This is a genomic window from Parapedobacter luteus (assembly GCF_900168055.1).
GTDB classification, from domain to species: Bacteria; Bacteroidota; Bacteroidia; order Sphingobacteriales; family Sphingobacteriaceae; genus Parapedobacter; species Parapedobacter luteus.
Genome location: NZ_FUYS01000001.1, coordinates 255,355 through 276,466 on the forward strand (window position 1 = coordinate 255,355; position 21,112 = coordinate 276,466).

Below are 21,112 nucleotides of genomic sequence, written 5' to 3' on the forward strand. Positions count from 1 at the left end.
CAACCAAACCCAAGGAGTTACCCGTGTATGGCAAACAGACTTTTCCGCAAAAAAACAGTAGAACATATTTTAGCCTCCGCCCAGTCCGCAAAGTCCGGTGAGTTGGCCAAGGTGCTGGGCGTTCGTGACTTGGTGTCATTGGGGATAGCGGCCATCGTGGGAGCGGGAATTTTTAGCACGATAGGATTAGCGAGCTTCAATGGCGGACCTGCTGTTTCGCTACTGTTTGTTTTCGTAGCCGTAGCCTGTGTGTTCACAGCATTGGCTTATGCGCAGTTTGCTAGTACGGTTCCCGTATCCGGGAGCGCGTATACCTACGCGTATGTGGCATTTGGCGAGCTGTTTGCCTGGATTATCGGTTGGGCGCTTATTCTGGAGTATGCGGTGTCCAATATGGTGGTAGCCATTTCCTGGTCGCAATATTTTGTAAGCATGTTGGCCGGCTTTGGCATCCGCCTGCCGGGATGGCTTACGATGGCGCCGGCTTATGCTTCGGAGGCCTATGCAAAAGTGCAGGAACAGGGGATAGAATCACTCTCTAAAATAGAACAGACTGCAGCATTAGCTTATGAGCATGCTCCACGAATAGGGGACATTCCGATCATATTTGACTTGCCGGCCGGACTCATTACTTTTTTGGTTACCTGGTTGGTTTACATTGGTATAAAAGAATCCAGGACCGCCAGCAACATCATGGTGGCTATCAAGATCGGCGTGATTTTGTTTGTAATTTTCGGCGGTGTGTTTTTTGTGAGGCCTGAGAACTGGACGCCTTTCGCTCCCAATGGCGTGGGGGGGGTATTAAGTGGGGTTGCTGCCGTATTTTTTGCCTTTATCGGGTTTGACTCCATATCCACCACGGCCGAAGAATGCAAGAACCCCCAGCGCGATTTGCCCAGGGCAATGATTCTGTGCCTGCTGATCTGTGCTGTGCTGTATATTTTGATTACGCTGGTATTGACGGGTATGGTAAACTATACCGAATTGAACGTAAAGGATCCGTTGGCCTATGTATTTGAATATGTGGGGATGGATTATATGGCCGGCATCGTATCGGTCACTTCTGTGGTGGCCATCACCAGCGCGCTGTTGGTTTTCCAACTTGCGCAGCCGCGGATATGGATGACAATGAGCCGCGATGGCTTGCTCTGGAAGCGATTTGCGCAAATACATCCCAAATATAAAACACCATCTTTCGCGACCATTATTACTGGGCTTATGGTCGCGATACCGGCGTTATTCTTTAAAATGGACTTCTTTGTCGATTTGACAAGCGTAGGTACATTTTTCGCCTTCATCTTGGTGTGTGCGGGTGTTTTGTATATGGACTATTCCGGCATTTCTAAGCAATCCAAATTCAAGGTGCCTTATATCAACGGACGCTACCTCATTACGATCGGGTTGTTGCTGGCTGTCTATGGTGTTTATATCTTTGGCCAAGATACCATTGCAGAATGGCGTCAATTATCATGGCGAGATATGCTTGAACACAAGATGCTTACGATTGTGTTTTGGCTGGTTTGGGTAGTTTTGTGTGTCATGGGCTATATCTATCGGTTCTCATTATTGCCTGTCGCAGGAATCCTCGTAAACCTATACCTCATGGCTCAACTTGGCGCGAGCAATTGGATCATTTTCATCGCGTGGTTGGGCGTTGGGTTGTTGGTGTATTTTGGCTATGGTTATAAGCATTCCAAACTCAACAAGATGGAGAATGCGACACCCTGATGCGGCGGTCCAACGATTTTTTTGTTTTTTATAAAACTAAATTTGTTTTACGTTGTTACACCCAATAACAAGCGATTATCGAAGTCGCGGCCTTAACGTCCTAACGTGTTAAAAATTGTTAAATTAATGAAAAAGTTATACATTGGCCTGTGTGTATTGGGCACTTTCTTCTACCTTTGTATTACTTGAAAGGGTGGGGATGATTTAAACTTAAATTTGAGCGCAGCACCTTTTTTGAACCAGATACCATATGAGGAAGTATTTACACTACATAATTGTCATATTAACAGTATGCACTACGGCACTCGTTGAGCGTTCGGACGCTGCACAAGCGCCTTCGGCTATTGCTGCGGTTGATAGTAGCCGCGTAAAAAATAGTGGGGCGCGGATGGCTGCACTGGAGGCTTCAGCGGAAAGACGTGTACAACGGTCGTTTTTTTCATCGTTTAAGAGTTTTTTTCCCTTTCGGACCAACAACGCGCAGGATGAAAAGCTGCTTAGTGGGGTAAAGGTATTTCCCAATCCTGTTGTGGACCAGATCAGCCTCTCTTATAGGCTGGGTAAGCAAAGTTCCGTATCGATCAAGGTCATGGACGCATTGGGCAATGAGGTCATGACATTGCTTAACCAAGAACTGGATGCCGGGCCGCAAAACCACGTTTTCGAAACCAATAACAAATTGACAAACGGATTCTATTTTATCCGCGTGTCTGCAGGGGCTGAAACCGTTGTGAAGCGTATTTCGGTATTGTAAGTATAGCTTTGTTGTGAAATATTTGTTGTGAAATAATCGTAGCAATCTAGCGTCTCCGCTACACCTCCGCTTGCACCCGCCTTCCTTATTTTATTTCAGGGTCTATCCAGCGGCCGTCTTCGCGTATGATTTCGATCAGCTCATCAAGTGCATCGGCCGAGCTGACGTTGCGTTTGACGACCTCTTTGCCCCGGTACAGGGTGACTTTTCCTGGTCCAGCGCCTACATAACCGTAGTCGGCATCGGCCATTTCGCCGGGTCCGTTCACGATACATCCCATAATGCCAATCTTCAGACCTTTGAGGTGGTTTGTGCGGCTCCGTATCATTTGGGTGGTTTCTTGCAGGTCAAACAGCGTGCGGCCGCAACTTGGACAGGAGATATATTCCGTTTTGGAAATACGGGATCGTGTCGCTTGCAAGATAGCAAAAGATGCGGATACCAGTTTGTCCGTCGGGATGGTAGGGGCATCTATCCACACACCGTTGCCCATGCCGTCAACCAGTAGTCCGCCGATATCAGTGGCTGCATAAAGTTGTAGCTTAGATAAGGGCTCTTCCGGATCCATGAGGTTGTTTTGCGGGCCGGAAAATTCCGGTGCTGGATATTGGCGCCGGATGATGATGGGATTTTCAAGGCCCAACTCAGATAGCATCGAGAAAAACAAACGTTGATCAGCCATACCATGTGGTTCGTCGGTTTCCAGCACGAAGACAACCGTCTTATCCAAAGGCAGCGCCTCAAATAGGGGGGTGCTTAGATCACGGCGGCTTATCCGTACCAAATTGAGGTTTGCGTCTCGGAGATCGGCCTCAATAAATTCGCCCAACGTATATACCGGGTGGATATTCGCCTTGTTCTTGATGGTCAGCCATGTTTGGTAATCATACAGCTGCTTAAGGTTGCCTGGCATGCTAAAAGAGGGTAGGTTATCGGCCAGGTACACAAAGTCAACCGACTGTTCTCCCATGTGGTACTTATCGAGCAGTATATCGTATTTGTATCCGACGTCGGAGAGGATGGTAGGGTCTTTCAGGTTTTTGCGTGAAATATCGACAACCACCCGAGGCACGATTGAACTGCCGATAAACGCATTGACCTCAGCCGCCACATAGGGCGCGGGTAAAGGGGATGGGTGGGGGCGCTGTCCGATATCCAGTGGTTTCTGAACGCTCGATGTTGTTTGCCGAGCTTTGTACCGATTGACCAATGCGATTGCCACGGGGGCTTCAAATTCAGGCTCCTCGGTAAGTGACACCCGGACGGTGTCTCCTAATCCATCTTCAAGCAATGTGCCGATACCTACCGCAGATTTAATACGCCCATCTTCTCCATCTCCTGCTTCGGTGACACCGAGGTGTAGCGGGTAGTTCATCCCCTCTGCTACCATTTTCTCTACCAATAGCCGATATGCACGCACCATGATCTGAGGATTGCTGGACTTCATGGAGATGACGAGGTTGTAATAGTGCAAATCCTCGCAGATTCGTATAAATTCCATGGCGGATTCCACCATGCCTTCCGGCGTATCGCCATAATGGCTCATGATGCGGTCTGATAGCGAACCATGGTTGGTACCAATGCGCATGGCGGTGCCGTATTCCTTGCAGATCTTTACCAATGGCGCGAATTTGGCATATATCCGTTCCAATTCGGCTTGATAAGCGGTTTGCGTATAGCTCAGTTGGTCAAATTTCTTCTTGTCCGCATAGTTGCCGGGATTGATGCGAACTTTTTCTACGATGCGGGCCGCCACCTCGGCGGCATTCGGCGTAAAATGAATGTCGGCCACCAAAGGTACATGGTAACCCCGCCTGCGCAATTCTTTTTTGATTTCGGCAAGGTTATGGGCCTCCTTAATGCTCGGCGCGGTGATGCGGACATACTCGCAGCCTGCATCTACCATGCGGATGGTTTGCTCCACCGATCCGATGGTATCCATGGTATCCACCGTGGTCATGCTCTGGATGCGGATGGGATTGTCTCCACCCATAGGCACGTCACCAATGGTCACCTCACGTGTGCGCCATCTTGAATATTCCGTCAGCGAGTTGCAATAGCCCCCGGGTAGCGTATTTCCAATTTTCATATCCATCTTCGGATTACAAAGTTAGGGATAAATTGCAACAATTACGGAACGCAATCCAGCTCAAATCAGCCTGTCCTTGATGACCAACGTGCCGGCGATCTTGTCATGCAGGCATTGCTGCCTGCGATCCAGGAAGCCTGTGAAAAAACCAATGCCAAGCGTCACTACGCCAACTATTTTGGCCAGGTTTCGCAAGAGGGCTTTCCCATAACCAATCGGTCGCCCTTGCTCATCCGTGACTTTGATGCCGATAAGCATTTTGCCAATGGAAGCGTGCTTTTGAGAACCTTCTGTGATAACGCAGAGCACAAATTTAAAAACGGGGACCAGTACAAGGCCGACCAGCAATGTGGGGACACTTTCCTTTGCATTGGCCGTGCCGCCAAGGTATATCGCGGCGAGCACAGCATAAATACAGAAAGCGATAAAATAATCAATGGCGGTAGAAAGCAACCGCATATCCAGCGATGCGAAATATTGCGGTTGTGTGGTCTGATGTTTCACGCCAAGTAATTTGGATAGCTCGGCAAATTCGCGGAGTTCCTTAAATTCCGGGTGACCTGCGGGTTTCACAAAGTCGGTAGGGCGGAGGTTCATGCCCCGCAATTCATCCAGGGTAAATGGCCCTTGCGGTTTCCCGTGGATGACAACTTCATATTGGCCTAACAATGTATCCAAAGGTTAGTCGTAGCGTTTTACCGTGAAGGAACTTAGCCCCCCTTGTAGATTTATCTGAAACTTGTTTTCGGCTTGCTCATAGCCTTCCGTGATGTAAGAACCGTCGCTTTGTTTGATAAAGTCCGGGAAATCCCGGGAAGAAAGTCCAGATTTCGTGACGATTCGGCATGCCGCCGCCTTCGGTATTTCGATTTCGATGCTGGATACGCCCGATTCCGTAGCGATTGTCGTTTCTCTCAACGGCATGCCCAGTTTGGCCTCGATGGATGCGGCGCCGCCTTTAAACTTAAGATTGGCCACCTTGTATTCCGTCAGATCAAATTCGGCCGAACCGGCGCCCATCTCCAGATCGATGTCCCATACCGGATTGCGATTGAGGCTTATTTTTGCCCAGTTTTCATCGCCGTTGAGATTCCAGGAGCCTTTCCGGCTGTCTTGCATTCTGAAGATTAGATCGGCGTTTGAGCCTGTGGTGGATGTTTCCAGCTGATGTGCTCCTATCGTACTGGTGGCCTCTGCGCTGAAGAGCTTGTCGGTGGAGCCGTCGATCTCGTATTCGACCGCGCCACCACGGATATGAAGACGGGCCGTTGTAATGGCGCTGTCATATTCGTGCGTAAACGTGCCGCTTGATTTCTCGCGGCGTGTTTTATTTTTGTTAGCCGGCGATTCCCGTTCGATGCGCCAATCCTGATTGTTGAATGCCCACCAATCATGACGCGGGTGGAACGTGCCACGATAAGCGAGGAACGTTAATGCGGCAACGGTTACAACGATGGAAATGGCATTGCCGATGCCCTGCTTCGGCACCAGCAGGTTGACGCCGATGATGATCAGGATAACCGGCCACATGCTAAAGACAGATCGCCAATAGAAGTTGATAACATTCAGGTTATCCAGTAACAAGACGCTTCCTACAAACAATAGGATGAGCCCCCAACTCAATTTTTCTTTATTCATGACCTGTGCTTATTTGGTGTAAGAATGTGCAGAGTCGTCGTCCGAAGGCGATTCGGGCTGCTGCTGATGTCCATGTTCCTGTTCATGAGGAACGGTAGGTTTTTTATCGTTGAATGCACTGACGATGCTGCCTATTCCCATAATAATGAGCAATACGGGCCAATAGCGCGCAAAGTCATGCCACCGGAACACACCGAGTTGATGCAGGAGAAAAAACAAACCGACAGACAAGAGGATCAAGCCGGCGATATACCTGTCCTTTGGTAGTCTCCCGGCTGGCTTATCCATCGGGTTCCAGCCGTATCCGCTGGTGTAGTTGTAAGCGTCACCGGCCGTTTCAGGATTTTGAGGCGCCCGATAGTCCACATCAAATGGATCTTTGGGCAACGAAAATACCTTTACTGGAAGGACAATCCACAGGACGATGTAGACGATTGGTCCCAGTAGCCCCAGGCCAATATATCCCGAAAAGAAAACACTGATGACAAAGGCAAGCCTAAACCATGTCTTATCAACAGCAAAGTAGGCACCCAAGCCTGCACAAACACCGGCAATAGCGCCCTCGTGCGGTATCCGTTGAAGTCTCTTTTCCATCGTCATGTCATTTTAAATGTTACCAAATTTTGGTGTTACCACGATTTCATCCACGTTGGCTCCATCACTCATCTGGAGACAGGAGGCGATCGCGTCAGCGATGTCCGTTGGCAGCACAAACCGATCCGCAGCAACCGTGGTGCCCTCCCAGGAGGATGTCAACGTCGAACCGGGAATAATCTCGGTTACCTTCACGCCGTACGGCCTCAGCGCTTCCCGCAACACATGAGTTAGACCCATTACCGCATATTTTGTTACAGTATAGGTGGCGGCAGAAGCAACGGGCTTCCTGCTGGCGATAGAGCTGATATTAAAGATATGGCCTTTATGGTTTTTTTGCATATTCCGCCCTGCTGCGCGTGACAACAGGTGGGGCGTGTGATAGTTGATAAGCATCTGCAATTCGAAGTCTTCCTCCGATTCCTCGAATAACGATACGGGGCGGAATATACCGACATTGTTGATAAGGATATCCAGATCCGGTGCGGTATGCTCCATCCATTGTATAAGCCGCTTGAGTTCGGCGCTATCGGAAAAGTCGCAGGCCAAGCACTGCACCTGAATGGTGGGATGTTCTTGTTCCAGCGTTGTTTTGAGCGCATCGAGTGCCCGGCGGTCACGCGCAGCGAGCAGTAAATGGCAGCCCAGGCTGGCGAGTTTTTCCGCAATAGCAAGGCCCATGCCTTTTGTAGCCCCGGTAATTAAAGCCTTTTGATTGATGAGTGTAGCCATATCGCTGTGTATCTAACGTCAAAGTTAAGAAGTTTATCCACGAGAAGGCCAACAACGGCAGGCTTAATTTTTGAGTGGTAGCTCAAGCAGGTTTCATTGCATCGGGCTGATTTAGCGGCGAGGAAGTTCATTGGTTGACGGCAGCAACATGTCTGTTCATAGGCCTCATTTTGAGCAGTGGCTTGCGCAGTTTCGTTGATACGCGTAAAATGGGTATCTTTAACCGGAGTTTTACGCGTATATTCAGTATACATAAGGTTGTTTTTATGTTTTTTACTTACTTTGGACAATACCTCTTGCTATTAAAATCGGTCTTCAGGCGGCCCGAAAAATGGCGGATTTACTGGAAGGAGATTATTCATGAAATGAATGAAATAGGGGTGGGGTCACTTGGATTAATAGCCATTATTTCTACGTTCGTGGGCGCTGTAATGACCATGCAGATTGCCTTCCAGCTGGTCTCGGACTTGATTCCGAACTCGGTCATCGGGCAGATCAATCGTGATTCGAGCATATTGGAATTGAGCCCTACGATCACGGCGTTGGTGCTTGCAGGGAAGGTCGGTTCGTCCATCTCATCGCAAATCGGATCCATGCGCGTGACCGAGCAAATCGATGCACTGGAAATCATGGGTATCAATGCACCGGGATACCTGATTCTGCCTAAAATTTTGGCTGGTATCACCATGATTCCGGTGTTGGTTATTATATCTATTTTTCTCGCGTTGACGGGCGGTTTGGTAGGGGGCGCGTTGTCCGGCGCAGTCACGCCGGCCGATTATATCAGTGGGATCACAGACGGATTTATCGGTTATACGGTAGCCGTGGCCCTGGTTAAGGCATTTGTGTTCGGATTTGTCATCACCTCGGTATCCGCATTTAAAGGGTTTTATGTGCGCGGAGGCGCGTTGGAAGTGGGGCAAGCCAGCACCCGGGGGGTAGTCATCAGTTGTATCGCTATTTTGGTGATGGACTATATCGTTACGGCCTTGATGCTTTAACCAATTATCCAGTTATGTTATATGATTGAAGTTCAGAATATCCACAAGTCGTTCGGCGACAACCACGTCCTGAGGGGGATAGATGCCAAATTCGAAGCAGGAAAAATCAGCCTGATCATCGGGGGGTCCGGCTCAGGCAAAAGTACACTGTTGAAATGTATGGTGGGGTTGCACAGCCCCGAACAGGGGAAGGTGCTTTATCAAGACCAGGATTTTACACGGATGAATTTCGAAGATCGCATACCGATTCGAAAAGAAATCGGCATGCTGTTTCAGAATTCTGCCTTGTTTGATTCTATGACCGTCGAGCAGAACATCATCTTCTCGTTGGAGATGTTTACCGATATGAGCCGGGCGGAGAAGATCGAGCGGGCAAATTTTTGCTTGGAGCGCGTCAACCTTGCCGGCCGCAACAAGCTGTACCCTGCGGAGCTGTCCGGAGGGATGAAAAAACGTGTGGGGATTGCCCGTGCCATCAGTATGAGTCCGAAATATCTTTTTGTGGACGAACCCAACTCAGGGCTTGATCCCGAAACAGCCATTCTCATTGATGAGCTGATAGCTGAACTTACGGAGGAATATCAATGCACAACCGTCGTGGTTACGCATGACATGAACTCCGTGATGGGCATTGGAGATTATATCCTCTTCTTGTATAAAGGCCAAAAATGGTGGGAGGGGTCAAATAAGGAAATTGCCCATTCGGACGTGGAAGAACTAAATAATTTTGTTTTCGCTAGCCCATTTATGAAGGTGGCCAAAGAGCGGTTTTAATCGTTATCTTTGCAGCAAAAATTTTTACCTTGTCTGTAAACAGCATCCAACTCCTGACCCCGCAACATTGGGAAGACTACGAGCTTATTGATTGCGGCGATTTTGAAAAGCTCGAACGTTTTGGCAATATGATATTGATTAGGCCGGAGCCCCAGGCCGTATGGCCCAAGGGGCTGCCGGAAGCGGAATGGACTCGGCGACACGACATCCGTTTCAAGGGTCGGTCCGCCACGAGCGGCGACTGGCATAAGAAACGCCCCGGATTGCCCGACCGCTGGCACGTCAGCTATCGGAATAACGATGTGGCCGTCAAGTTTCGGCTGGGGCTTACCTCATTCAAGCACGTAGGGATTTTTCCCGAGCAGGCGGTCAACTGGGACTACATCGCTGATACCATCAGGGCATTCCAGACCAAGCAGCCCAAAGTGCTCAACCTGTTTGCCTATACCGGCGGTGCCTCGCTGGTAGCCCGTGCCGCGGGAGCTGATACAACGCACGTAGATTCCATCAAGCAAGTGGTTACCTGGGCAAATGAAAACCAGGAACTGTCGGGGCTGTCAAATATCCGCTGGGTCGTAGAGGATGCGCTGAAATTTGTGAAGCGGGAACTGAAACGGGGCAACCGCTATCATGGTATCATCCTTGACCCCCCGGCTTATGGCCATGGCCCGAAAGGAGAAAAGTGGAAACTGGAAGATCACATTGCCGAGATGATGCGCGATGTGGTTGGCCTTTTGGATCCGAATGAGCACTTCCTGATTTTAAACACCTACTCGTTGGGCTTCTCCTCCGTAATCGTAGAAAATCTGATCAAATCGGCGATGCCGACTGTACAAAATCTAGAAACCGGCGAACTGTATTTACAAGCGACCGCCGGCAGTAAGCTGCCCTTAGGTGTTTTTGGTAAATTCCGGACCGTGGGCTAACGATACCGGCGCGGTTTCAAGGGCATGTGGTTTCTTTCGATTGGATGAATGCGCATTGCAGTTTAGCCTGTTCCAGATGGCGGTGCATAGCTGGTGAAAAGACAGCGGTGATGTTTCCGGCATAGTCAAACAGCTTTTCATAATAAGCAATCCCTTCGTTTAGCCGAGCTTTGAATCTTGCCACATATTGTTCTTTTTTGCCAGTTATGTCATAGCAGTTGTCTTCAATGAATTTTTTAATATGCTGGATATAGAGATTCAGTTCATTGATGAAGAGGTTGGGGCGCTGCGGCGCATGTTCGAGCAGATTTGTACGCCCATAAATGTGGTTAATCATTTCCTCCAGCGTATACGTGCGGTTGAACCAGGCAAGGTTTGGCCCAGGGCAGATCGCAACGGCACTGTTTTCCCTGGGTTTAAGCAGGTTGTTTTTGACGTATGCACTGGCGGCAAGACCGTCACAGAGGCAGGTTTTTTCCATCACGGCATCTAATTGGCGGATGTATTCGCCAGGTGGGAGGTCCATCGCCTTCAATTGTTTTATTTTTCTGCTTTGATATTGCCTCGATGCGGTGCAGATGGGCCTGTCGGTAAATTCGGTATTGGATACCAGGTACTTTTTCGTGCAGGGGCTACCCGGACGATTGACCGCTATGCGCTCCATGCGCAGCTGTTCGGCTGGGCTTTTCCTGAAATTATTGAAGGGGACACCTAACGGGGAAGCCCCGCTGACGTAAAAATCTTCATGGTCTGCCTGCACCAGTTTAGCCAGCGTGTCGTCATCGACGGTTGTAGCTTCAGGTACCAGCAGGAAGGGGCTCCCCCATCCAGCGCCATCCAGTTCGTAATAGTGCAACAGGAAATGGTGTTCTGCCGCCGTGCCAATGCCCCCCTGTACCGTAAAACGTGTTGGGGGAACCCCTTGGTGCTGTTTGCCGAGGGCGGAGATACGCTCGGTATACAGTTCAGCCAGTTCGGCGAGGAGCTGTTCTTTTTTCGCTTTAAACTCTTCCAGTATCGGACCTAAGAGAAAACCTTCGGTCGCAAAGGCATGTCCGCCGCAGTTGAGCCCAGACTCAATACGAAACTCCGAGACCCACAGGCCTTTCTTGGCAAGAAATTTGGCCTGTATCAGTGCCGATCGATAGTCACTTACTTTAAGGATAATCCGCTTTTTCAATTTTCCCGTCTTGTCGGGCATGAAATCGGGAAATTCGCTCAAGTATGTATAGAGCTTTGGATTCATTCCCGCCGAAAGTACCACCGAGGTGCACAGTTTGCTGTTGGCCGCTCCCCGTAAGGCTGCCATCGCATCCGTATATTTTTCATCCAAGGGGTAGCCATTATCTGCGAAGTTTAATTTGTCGACCTTGGCCATGATGTTGACGTCCACGGCACCCGGCTTCACGTACGCGCGCAGCACCTCCTGCAGCTGTTTTTTCTGCCGCTCATCTTGTTCCCGAAGCATGGCACGGTAGACCGTTTTAAGTTTGGAGTGATTCGGCAGCCACGTGAAATACCGCTGGATATCCGTGCCGTCTTCGAAAGATTGCTGTTTTACTAAATTCGTGCGGCGAGTAACCAAGTCGTCGATTAAGTCAAGGTATGCCGTAATACGTAGCGCCCGCGAATCAGGCGTCTTTTTATTGATGGCGAGATAGGGTATTCCGGATTGTTGGCAGTGGAACCGCCGCATCCGTTCGATAAGTTCGTCGTCAACGATGGAAACCACGGAAGAAATACCATAATGGGCCACCTTAAGTGGGGTGTCGATGGAAAAAGCCAGTCCCAGTACGGGAATATGGAAGGAATGCGTCATGAGTGTTACCTATACAGCGGCAAAGTACACGATATTCTGGTTGCCTTTTCGTAATTAGCGTAATAGAAAAAAGTGACTGCTATTATTTTTTTGGGGAAGCTTACACGGATTTATTCGAATACCACTGTTTTATTGCCCGTGATGATCACGCGATCTTCGATGACCAGTGCAAGCGCTTTGCTTAATACTGATTTTTCCACTTCTTTCCCCGCCCTTACCATATCCTTTACGGTATGGCTGTGATTGACAGGCTTGATGTCCTGCGCGATGATGGGGCCTTCATCCAAGTCATTTGTAACGAAGTGGGCTGTTGCCCCGATAAGTTTGACGCCGCGTGCGTGCGCTTGCTTGTAGGGATTAGCTCCGATGAATGCAGGCAGGAAAGAGTGGTGGATGTTGATGATCCGGCCGGGGTACCGGGCCACAAATTCCGGCGAGAGGATACGCATGAATTTCGCGAGTACGACATAGTCGGGCTGATAAGGCTCAAGCGTATGGGCGATTTCAGCTTCAAACTGTTCTTTGCTTTTCCCTTCATGGCTTACATGATGGAAAGGGATGCCAAAGCGTTTGGTAAATGTGCTGAGGTCGTTGTAATTGCCTGCCACGCAGCAGACTTCGGCGCCCAGGGTGCCGAAGAAATGCCGGACAATGATATCGCCAAGGCAATGGTGTTCTTTGGTGACCAGTACGGCCAGCCGTTTTTGTTGCGGAGGGTTTACGGTCACGGTGGCCCCTTGTGGCAATGCGGCCGTTAAGTCGTATGCCAGTTGCTCATTATCATTGGCTTTTCCAGCGCATACAATGCGCACGTAAAAACGATTGGCTGCCTCGTCCACGTATTCGCGCATGGTTACGATATTGAGCTGATGCTCCGCTACCGTATTGGCAATGAGTGCCACCAGCCCAACAGCATCACGGCATTGAATGAGGATGAGGGTTTGATTTGTCATTTCCGTTTCAGGCCACCAATTCCGCTGCAGCTGTTTTCTGCTCTTCGGCAATATCTATCTCGATGCGCAGGTTGTCTACAATATGGCGCTGCCTGTCCGGCGTGTTTTTGCCCATGTAGTATTCAAGCAACTGGATTATCTTCTGGTCTTTCGAAAGGATGACGGGATCGAGCCGCATATCCTTGCCGATAAACAGCCCAAACTCCACCGGTGAAATTTCCCCTAATCCTTTGAAACGGGTGATTTCCGGCTTGCCGCCCAATTTTAAGATAGCACGCTGGCGTTCTTCATCGCTGTAGCAATAGATGGTTTCCTTCTTGTTGCGCACCCGGAATAGCGGTGTCTGCAAAATGGATACATGCCCTGACTTAACCAAATCAGGGAAAAACTGCAAGAAGAAGGTCATCAGCAGCAAGCGGATATGCATACCATCTACATCGGCATCGGTCGCAATGACGATGTTGTTATACCGCAGGCCATCCAGTCCATCTTCGATGTTAAGCGCATGTTGCAGCAGGTTGAACTCTTCGTTTTCATACACAACCTTCTTGGTGAGGCCAAAGGCGTTTAAGGGTTTGCCCTTGAGACTGAATACCGCCTGGGTGAGCACATCACGCGATTTGGTAATGGATCCACTGGCTGAATCACCCTCGGTGATGAATAAGGTCGTTTCCTGTGCGAGTTCGTGTTTGTCGCCGTAATGGATTTTGCAGTCCCGTAGTTTGCGATTGTGCAAGGATGCTTTCTTTGCCCGTTCATTAGCCAGCTTTTTGATACCGGCGATGTCTTTGCGTTCGCGCTCAGATTGCAGGATACGTTTCAGCAGCGCATCAGCGGTGTCGGGCGATTTATGCAAGTAATCGTCAAGCGCCTTCTTGACAAAGTCGTTGATGAATGTCCGTACGCTCGGACCTTCAGGTCCGATATTCTGCGAACCGAGTTTGGTCTTCGTTTGCGATTCAAAAACAGGCTCCTGCACTTTAATCGCGATGGCACCGATGATGGATGCGCGGATGTCGGATGCGTCGAAATCCTTTTTATAAAACTCGCGCACGGTCTTCACGACCGCCTCCCGGAATGCCGCCTGGTGGGTGCCGCCTTGCGTCGTGTGCTGTCCATTGACAAAGGAATAATATTCCTCTCCATACTGCTGGCCGTGTGTGAGTGCTATTTCGATGTCGTCTCCCCGGAGGTGGATGATGGGATAGCGCATCGATTCGGCATCGATATTACGTTCAAGGAGATCCTTAAGGCCATTTTCCGAGACGAATTTTTTGCCGTTGAAGTTGATGGTCAACCCCGAATTAAGGAAAACATAATTCCAGATCATGTTTTCTACAAACTCCAGCCGGTAGTGGTAATGCCTGAAGATGCTATCGTCCGGATAGAAAGTCACTGCCGTACCATTGCGTTGGGTAGTGGTTTTTTCCTCGTCCTTAAGAAGCTCGCCCTTGCTGAATTCGGCAATGCGTGTTTTTCCGTCCCGGTAAGATTGGACCGTGAATGACGTAGACAGGGCATTCACTGCCTTCGTGCCTACACCGTTGAGGCCCACTGATTTTTGGAAAGCTTTGCTGTCATATTTGCCGCCGGTGTTGATCTTCGAGACCACATCCACCACGGATCCCAGTGGGATACCCCGGCCATAGTCGCGCACAGCCACTTTGTGTTCATTGACGGAAATTTCGATCGTCCTTCCCGCACCCATCACAAATTCGTCAATGGAGTTATCTACTACCTCCTTGAGCAGTACGTAGATGCCATCATCATATGCTGAGCCGTCGCCCAGTTTACCGATATACATGCCGGGCCGCAGCCGGATGTGTTCCTTCCAGTCTAGCGAGCGTATGCTGTCTTCGTTGTATGCTGTCATAAGTGAGTACTTCCTACGTAGCCATTAATCATGTTGATTACGCATTGCAATATTACGCAATTTTTGTTTATCCCGCCACCTGTCACTCACCGGTCACCCGTACCCGTATCCCCGCACTGTGACTGCCGAATTCCGGTGCATATAAGCATTGTATCGTGCTGACGCCGTTGGAAAAATCACCGGCTTGTGATACCACCACCGGGTATTCAAACACATAAGTGCCTTTCCGGAGGTAGTCGAAGAAAAAGTTGGTTGCCACATCGCGCGTGCTTTCGTAGTACCCCAATCCAGCTTGGTATCGGTGTCCGCTCAGCACATTGGCGGGCTCAAAACAAGCAGCCCGCATATCTTTCAGGTGCACATAAGCCATGTCCCGGTCTACACGCAGCTCAATGCGCACGTTGACCTTGTCGCCTACGCGCAACATATTGGTTTCGTTTATTTCCTCCAACACCGGGCCATGGGCCGTATTCCGTTCAATGAAAAGCTGTTTACGTAGACTTAGTGGCGTCCCCGCCTCCTGAGCGTTGGCAGTGGCGCTTAATTTATCGAGATCTTCGAAATATTGCCAGTACACCGCACCCCATGCCACGCCTTCGTTCGTTGCCTTGTTTACCGTTGCGGTTATTTTGCCCATATCCGGCGTTATGGCATCGCCATCGAAGCGTTTTTTGAAATAGCCCGTGCCGGTCTCGGTGCTGACATCAGCGGTACGGATAGTCTCTTTGCCAAGGGCGATGGTCACCGCTGGCTCATTCACCAGCCAATCGCTGCCTTGGAGCAATAAGGCATAGATGGCGTCAGCGGTTGCCTTGGTGGTATTCCAGTGCTGTGTTTGTTTTTGCTTGAGCAGCCACACCTTCAGGTCGTCCACGGTTTTCGTGTCACGGCCTACCTCCCCAAAAGCTTCGATAAGCAACGCCTGTGCTTCTATCGGAGCTTCATGCCACCAGTATCCGCGAGGCATGGATTTCCAGTACATGCCGAGTTCGGGGTGGTTTATCGCTGTTTCGCGGAGGGACGTGATGATCTCGGCTGCGGCTCCAGCGTTGTCACGACGGCTCAGCACAAGGGCCACTTGGCCTTTTAAGTAGGGGTTGAACTGCGGCCAGTACGTCACGGCCTGTGACGCATAGTAGCCGTATGCCGCCTGGCTTTCGGTAGGGATCGCAAGGTCGCTGAGCAGGCTCCGTAAATAGAGCTGCTGAATGTGGATAGGGGCAATGTGCTGGCTTTCCAGGTTGGCTTTTTTTGCCAGCAACGTGTCGTAATTAGCCTTGAGTTGCCGATCAAGGAAACCTACCGCGCGGGTAAGTATTCCATCAACCACCTCCGATTGCGCAGCAGCTATACCGAGGTGCCGAAGGCGGGCAATTCCCGTGGCGATGTACTGTGTGATGTAGCGGTCGCTCTGCATACCGCGGAACCATGGGAAGCTGCCATCGGGCAGCTGCATGTCGGCCAGCTTAACGGCATGTTGCTGCAGCCCCTGCGCCAATTGGTGGCTGTCGAATAACTGTGCGATGCGCCGCTTTTGTTCGCCTTCGTCCTTCGCCTCCATGACCCACGGTGTCTCCTCAAGCAATGCCGATTTCAGCTCCTGGTTTTTCTCCAGGTTGGAAAGCAGGGCAGTCGTATCGCTTCCTTTCCATTGGTCAAAGATAGCCTTCACCCGCGGTGCCTGGGCCACGATGTGGGCCGCCAGCGCATTTGCATAGAGCCGGTTGAAGACCTGCTCGGCACATTCCAGCGGATAATCCATCAAGTAGGGGAGCGCCTGTACGGCATACCAAGCGGGGTTGCCCGTAAATTCCACGGTCAACGCATGGTTTGTGTGCGTGTCGCTTGCAGGCTGTTGCAGCTTTTCCAGTTCAAAAGTCCGGCTTTCATTGCCTCGGATGGGCAACGGCAATGTTTCGGTTACCAACATGCGATTCGTAAGGACCGGTAAGGTATGTTCCTCGCCGTCCGTGAAATTGCCCGCCTTTGCGGTGACGCGTACGACTATCGGGTTGAAAAGGTCTGCCGGGATGTGCAGCATCCAATCTGCTGTACTGCTTTGATTGGCGTTCACAACGAAGTCCTTTGGCGGGATAGTATCGCTCAAGCCCGTTATCGGCTCAAAGGTCGTGGCGTCCAGGAGCACGAGGCTGGCTGTGCCTTTGAGGTCCACAGCGCTGACATTGCTTATTTTTGCGCTGATGCGGACGGCATCGCCCTGCCGGACGAAGCGAGGTAAATTGGGCATCACCATTAAATCTTTCTGGGTTTTTACCTTTCCTTCGAGGTAACCGGTTTTCCAATCGGCGGTATGGGCAAAAGCCATCAGTTTCCATTCGGTGAGTGCCTCGGGCATGGTGAATTTGAAGGACACATTACCTTCAGCATCGGTCTGCAAGTGCGGGAAAAAGAAGGCAGTTTCCTGGAGGTTCGCGCGCAGTGGAATCGCTTCAGCCTGCGGAGAGGGAGAAGCTTCGCCAGGAATGCTGTCGCTATAGCCGATGGTGTGCTCTTGGCCGGCTGCTGCTACTTCTTCGACAGCTACGCCGTCAGCCGCTTTTGACTGCAGTGCAGGCGCCGCCGCCATTTCAAAGGCGCCGGCCATACCGCGCAAGGCCATTCGTCCACCAGGATAAATGGAGCGTGCCAGGCCGTCAAGCTCATCATAGCGCTTGGTATATCCGTCGGGAAGGGGGGCTTGCAGGTCGTTCTGCCAGCCGGAACCCAACGATTGGCCGAATCCTGAACTGGTATTCCAATAGCTGGTTAAAAACGTCGTTTCCCTCAGTGTGTTCCAATGCCATTGATGGTGATTTAATGCATCAAGTGAGGCGTCATAAAGTCCGGCCAGCAGTTCCGCTGCTACCTGTTCCTTTTTATCGCCCTTAATCGTCAGGTGCCATTCTTCCGCTTCACCGGGCAGCAGCTTGTCCCGGTGGGTGGCCCATTCCAGGTGGAGGTCGCGATCGGACCAGGGCACCATAATCTGCTGAGACGCCGTGTATACGCGGTTATTGTATACATAGAGCCAGGAGAATGCTATGCCACCCCGATCTTTTTCCGAAATCCGGCGGTCGATGAGCCTTGAAGTGGAGAAAGCCGTAATCGCCGGGGCAGTGTCCGTACCGGTCTCCAACACGTAAGTGCTGTCGCTACCTGTCTTTACGGCTATCCGCAATGACTCTCCAGGTTTCAGCGACGTCTTATTGCTAAACACCAACAGGTTGGCCTGTGTCCGAGCTTGCTTGCCGGTGTCGACCGCGTAGATGTACTTCTTTTCGGTGATGGCATTGCCCAGGGGATCAGACGTTGTCAGTTCAATGACATGCCAACCCTCCTGTTTCCAAATCTTGGCGGGCAATTCCACCATGTTCGTCTTTTCGGTATTTAACGAAGCCGACCACAACGTATCACCGGGCGCCCATTGCAGGTAGTCGGCTTCATCGTTATATTCATCATCGGGAAAGGCAGCGCGAAATTCCGCTTCGCTCATGAGGTGCTGGTCTGGTTTTTCCCAGAGCCGTTTGCGATACAGCTTCCCCGGAAAGCGCAGCGGCCGGACGGCGATGGCCACTTCTGCCGGAGCAGGAATTCCATTGAGGTTTTGGGTATGAATGTGCAGTTGCTGCTGCTGATGCAGGTCCAGCTGCTCATCGATCGAAGCCGTCAATTGCAGGGATCGGTAGCCCGCGTTCACACCGATGGAGCTGCGCTGTGTCTCGCCGTTGATATCCGTCACATCGGCATATACCGTGTAGGTAAATACCGGGAATGTCTCCGGATTAAGCTGCTTATCGGGTATCGTGGTGAAAGCCACGTCAAAAGTTCCTTCTGCATCGGTAGTCGATGTCCCGCTGGCAATCTCCATATCAGGCGAATGTGGTTGCCCCCAACGGTAAAATGTCCAGAAGTAAGGGAAGCGGGCGCGCCGCACCACCCGATAGCGGACTTCGGCCCCGCTTACGGCGTTCCCGGCATATGCCTGAGCCTTGCCGCTCACCATAACCTCCTGATTAAGGGCTATACCGGTCTTCAATGTATCGAATGAGACTTTAAATCTTGGCCGTTTGTATTCTTCAACGGCAAAATAGGCCGAGCCCTGATCGTTTCCCAGACGCATCTGGCCGGTGAGGCCATGTTCAGGCGCGGTGAAATGGCCTGAAAAAGAGCCGTAGTCATTCGTCGTTACATCCAATGTTGTTACTTCCTGCCCGTTTACATCGTAAAGGGTCACCTTGGCTTGCTTATTGGGTAAGACATTAGAAATCTTGTTTGCGGTATTATATGCTACCAAAATTCCTTTGAAGTAAATGGACTGTCCTGGGCGGTATATTGATCGGTCGGTGAAGAAAAACGCATGTTCACGGTTTTCAGGCTGTTTGTTGTTGTCTCTGGTGAAGTGATAATAGCCTGGCAGCTTGAGCGAGTCTGCGTGATGGATGAGTGAAATCCCCGTCACCCGTGTATGGCTTGCGCCGTATGGGGCAGCTTGCTTTGTCCCCGCATCGGGTATCGCAGCTTTGCCGGTATCGTCCGTCGTGGTTTCCCCCAGCTTCGTATGTTGGTAAGCTTTGCGCTCGTTGTTCCAGTTGCTTGTCCAATAGACTACCTTGGCTCCATGCAGCGGCATGCCCGATTTGCGGTGTAGGGCAAACAACCAATTGCCGTCCGCACCGGTGTTGGTGACCGCACTTAGTGACGACACCTGGAATGGAGCCGCATGTACGATGTTTTTCGAGGTTTGCGATATCGGTGTGGCCGAAGCTACCAACACATACGAGCCGGCGGGCAGGGGTTCGATTTTCAACTCCGCGCGATGTTCATCGTGGTCGGCTGCTGCTGGCAAGGCTTGCTCCCATGATCGTAATGGCTGTTTCTGGCGTATTTCGGCTTGTTCGGCATCACTCAACTGGCGCTGGTTCGCGTCTATCGGTGGGGTGATGCTATACAGATTTAAGTAGACCTTATCGAGGTTCCGATAGGTTATCAACGCTTTACTATTTTCTGCGGGCAATACCACTTCTTCGGTTTGTAGACTTAGGGAAGGCGTGGTCAGTTCATGGCGTAGCCTGGTCGCGTTCACGGCGCCCTCCGAGCCGGGGAAACGAGCAATCAGCGTGTCTAATCTTCTGTTGAGTACGCGCAAATCCGTTGTTTCTTCAGTATGGCGAAGCCGGTTGTTGTACAGCCATTGGATGATTGAAAAGGACGCTTGCGCGGCCGCAGGGTTGTTCGGATAGCGCTGTTCCAACAACGTCAGCGCGCGTAAGTATAAGCTGTCTTTTTGAGGATGTACGGAATATCGGTGCACAAAAGCCAGCCGATGAAGGTCGGCGTCGATGAGTGCATCGGGCTGTTCGTCATGCCGATGAAAATCGAGCACTTGTTGATAAGTGTGTAATGCGCGGAAATGCAAGGAAGCTGGTTGCGCGGGGTTTACTTTGACCTCGGCAAAGCGGTCAACCGGTTCGAACCACAGTGTGCCGTCAATCTGGAATTGATATGCCGGTTGAGTAATGTCTTTTTCTTCGTTTTCAAAAAAAGCGATCGCGCGGAACGCGAGGAAATCATACAGCGTCGGCCGCAGATGCCGTGTATTTTCGCCTTCGGCAATGAGCGGCACATATTGCGCTATCGGTATAGCTTTCAGTGGTTCGCTGTCCAGGATCGACGCTTGGTACAAGTCGCTCGCTTTGGCGATAAATGTACCTGCATCCCATACGGAGATATCTGCCGGCGGAGCTCCGGCAATGGGTGTGCGGCCAAGAATGGTCCAGCGGTTGCGTTGATAATATTGCCAATACAATTCGGCATTGATGCTCTGCCAGATTGCTTTTTCGGCGCCCTCGCTGATCCGGATGATAGAATCAATACGCTGGATATTACGAATGGTGGAATTTTCCTGAATACGCTCATCCGCGCCCATCAAGAAGAGCTGTGCTTTAATGGCATGAGGGGCGAGGCCTTCCTTTTGTGCTTCGGTCAAGATTTTCCGCGCAATTGCCGCTGCCGATTCCGGCCGGCCTTTTTGCACAAGGCTATCGATTTGTTGCCATTTTTGCTGGATTGACGTGGTTTCGGGGGGGCGTTGTGCCATGCTGGCCATGGTAGAAAAAAGTAGGAATGACAAGAATATGCTACGAATCATGATACTGGAATTAGAGTCCCTCATTGCTTTGCAAACTTAGCGATAACGTGTGATATGTTGTAATGACGCGTTGTGATACACAG

The 21,112-nt window shown here is 50.7% G+C and carries 14 protein-coding genes; 5 read left to right on the forward strand and 9 right to left on the reverse strand.

Translation table 11 applies throughout. From position 1 onward, the window contains the following. Window positions 1-27: 27 nt before the first annotated feature. The gene (locus B5X72_RS01095) at window positions 28-1,728 is read left to right on the forward strand and encodes an amino acid permease (protein WP_079714954.1); all 1,701 of its coding nucleotides are present in this window, start codon (window positions 28-30) and stop codon (window positions 1,726-1,728) included. Between the two features lie 250 nt (window positions 1,729-1,978). Beyond that, window positions 1,979-2,482 carry a T9SS type A sorting domain-containing protein gene (locus B5X72_RS01100; protein ID WP_079714955.1) on the forward strand — a complete coding sequence of 168 codons (504 nt, stop codon included), beginning with the start codon at window positions 1,979-1,981 and terminating at the stop codon, window positions 2,480-2,482. Between the two features lie 85 nt (window positions 2,483-2,567). On the opposite strand, the gene ispG is transcribed toward B5X72_RS01100, so the two are convergent. Genes ispG through B5X72_RS01125 form a run of 5 tightly spaced genes read right to left on the reverse strand, consistent with a single transcriptional unit; the run spans window position 2,568 to window position 7,535 of the window. Next, complete coding sequence (gene ispG / locus B5X72_RS01105; protein ID WP_079714956.1) at window positions 2,568-4,577, reverse strand: (E)-4-hydroxy-3-methylbut-2-enyl-diphosphate synthase; 2,010 nt, start codon at window positions 4,575-4,577, stop codon at window positions 2,568-2,570. Window positions 4,578-4,631: 54 nt separating this feature from the next. Continuing rightward, window positions 4,632-5,249, reverse strand: coding sequence for an RDD family protein (locus B5X72_RS01110; protein WP_139378476.1), 618 nt, complete (start codon window positions 5,247-5,249; stop codon window positions 4,632-4,634). 3 nt (window positions 5,250-5,252) lie between these two features. After that, window positions 5,253-6,209: a LiaI-LiaF-like domain-containing protein gene (locus tag B5X72_RS01115; RefSeq protein WP_079714958.1), complete on the reverse strand. Its 957-nt coding sequence runs from the start codon at window positions 6,207-6,209 to the stop codon at window positions 5,253-5,255. Window positions 6,210-6,218: 9 nt separating this feature from the next. Continuing rightward, on the reverse strand, window positions 6,219-6,803 hold the full coding sequence (locus B5X72_RS01120; RefSeq protein ID WP_176146048.1) for a PspC domain-containing protein: 585 nt from the start codon (window positions 6,801-6,803) through the stop codon (window positions 6,219-6,221). A gap of 12 nt (window positions 6,804-6,815) precedes the next feature. Then, window positions 6,816-7,535: an SDR family oxidoreductase gene (locus B5X72_RS01125; protein ID WP_079714960.1), complete on the reverse strand. Its 720-nt coding sequence runs from the start codon at window positions 7,533-7,535 to the stop codon at window positions 6,816-6,818. Between the two features lie 266 nt (window positions 7,536-7,801). Between B5X72_RS01125 and B5X72_RS01130 the strand changes: the two genes are divergently transcribed. From B5X72_RS01130 to B5X72_RS01140, 3 genes are read left to right on the forward strand one after another with little or no spacing between them, the layout of a single operon-like run. Then, a complete protein-coding gene (locus tag B5X72_RS01130) occupies window positions 7,802-8,536 on the forward strand; it encodes an MlaE family ABC transporter permease (protein WP_079714961.1) in 735 nt (244 codons plus the stop codon). A gap of 21 nt (window positions 8,537-8,557) precedes the next feature. Beyond that, a complete protein-coding gene (locus B5X72_RS01135) occupies window positions 8,558-9,310 on the forward strand; it encodes an ABC transporter ATP-binding protein (RefSeq protein ID WP_079714962.1) in 753 nt (250 codons plus the stop codon). 29 nt (window positions 9,311-9,339) lie between these two features. Beyond that, window positions 9,340-10,236 carry a class I SAM-dependent methyltransferase gene (locus tag B5X72_RS01140; RefSeq protein WP_079714963.1) on the forward strand — a complete coding sequence of 299 codons (897 nt, stop codon included), beginning with the start codon at window positions 9,340-9,342 and terminating at the stop codon, window positions 10,234-10,236. Window positions 10,237-10,252: 16 nt separating this feature from the next. On the opposite strand, the gene B5X72_RS01145 is transcribed toward B5X72_RS01140, so the two are convergent. The 4 genes from B5X72_RS01145 to B5X72_RS01160 all read right to left on the reverse strand — a co-directional run bounded on the left by B5X72_RS01145 (window position 10,253) and on the right by B5X72_RS01160 (window position 21,029). Continuing rightward, entirely contained in the window at window positions 10,253-12,055 is a 1,803-nt protein-coding gene (locus B5X72_RS01145) for a hypothetical protein (protein ID WP_079714964.1), read from the reverse strand. Between the two features lie 110 nt (window positions 12,056-12,165). Next, entirely contained in the window at window positions 12,166-13,008 is an 843-nt protein-coding gene (purU, locus tag B5X72_RS01150; RefSeq protein WP_079714965.1) for a formyltetrahydrofolate deformylase, read from the reverse strand. Window positions 13,009-13,015: 7 nt separating this feature from the next. Beyond that, window positions 13,016-14,881 carry a DNA topoisomerase IV subunit B gene (locus B5X72_RS01155; protein ID WP_079714966.1) on the reverse strand — a complete coding sequence of 622 codons (1,866 nt, stop codon included), beginning with the start codon at window positions 14,879-14,881 and terminating at the stop codon, window positions 13,016-13,018. Window positions 14,882-14,963: 82 nt separating this feature from the next. Then, on the reverse strand, window positions 14,964-21,029 hold the full coding sequence (locus B5X72_RS01160; RefSeq protein ID WP_176146049.1) for an alpha-2-macroglobulin family protein: 6,066 nt from the start codon (window positions 21,027-21,029) through the stop codon (window positions 14,964-14,966). Window positions 21,030-21,112: the final 83 nt, after the last annotated feature.

Bases quoted from the DNA above. Each gene is read 5' to 3' on its own strand.
- B5X72_RS01095 (WP_079714954.1), top strand. From the start codon at position 28: ATGGCAAACAGACTTTTCCGCAAAAAAACAGTAGAACATATTTTAGCC.
- B5X72_RS01100 (WP_079714955.1), top strand. From the start codon at position 1,979: ATGAGGAAGTATTTACACTACATAATTGTCATATTAACAGTATGCACT.
- ispG (WP_079714956.1), bottom strand. From the start codon at position 4,577: ATGGATATGAAAATTGGAAATACGCTACCCGGGGGCTATTGCAACTCG.
- B5X72_RS01115 (WP_079714958.1), bottom strand. From the start codon at position 6,209: ATGAATAAAGAAAAATTGAGTTGGGGGCTCATCCTATTGTTTGTAGGA.
- B5X72_RS01120 (WP_176146048.1), bottom strand. From the start codon at position 6,803: ATGGAAAAGAGACTTCAACGGATACCGCACGAGGGCGCTATTGCCGGT.
- B5X72_RS01125 (WP_079714960.1), bottom strand. From the start codon at position 7,535: ATGGCTACACTCATCAATCAAAAGGCTTTAATTACCGGGGCTACAAAA.
- B5X72_RS01130 (WP_079714961.1), top strand. From the start codon at position 7,802: ATGTTTTTTACTTACTTTGGACAATACCTCTTGCTATTAAAATCGGTC.
- B5X72_RS01135 (WP_079714962.1), top strand. From the start codon at position 8,558: ATGATTGAAGTTCAGAATATCCACAAGTCGTTCGGCGACAACCACGTC.
- B5X72_RS01145 (WP_079714964.1), bottom strand. From the start codon at position 12,055: ATGACGCATTCCTTCCATATTCCCGTACTGGGACTGGCTTTTTCCATC.
- purU (WP_079714965.1), bottom strand. From the start codon at position 13,008: ATGACAAATCAAACCCTCATCCTCATTCAATGCCGTGATGCTGTTGGG.
- B5X72_RS01155 (WP_079714966.1), bottom strand. From the start codon at position 14,881: ATGACAGCATACAACGAAGACAGCATACGCTCGCTAGACTGGAAGGAA.
- B5X72_RS01160 (WP_176146049.1), bottom strand. From the start codon at position 21,029: ATGATTCGTAGCATATTCTTGTCATTCCTACTTTTTTCTACCATGGCC.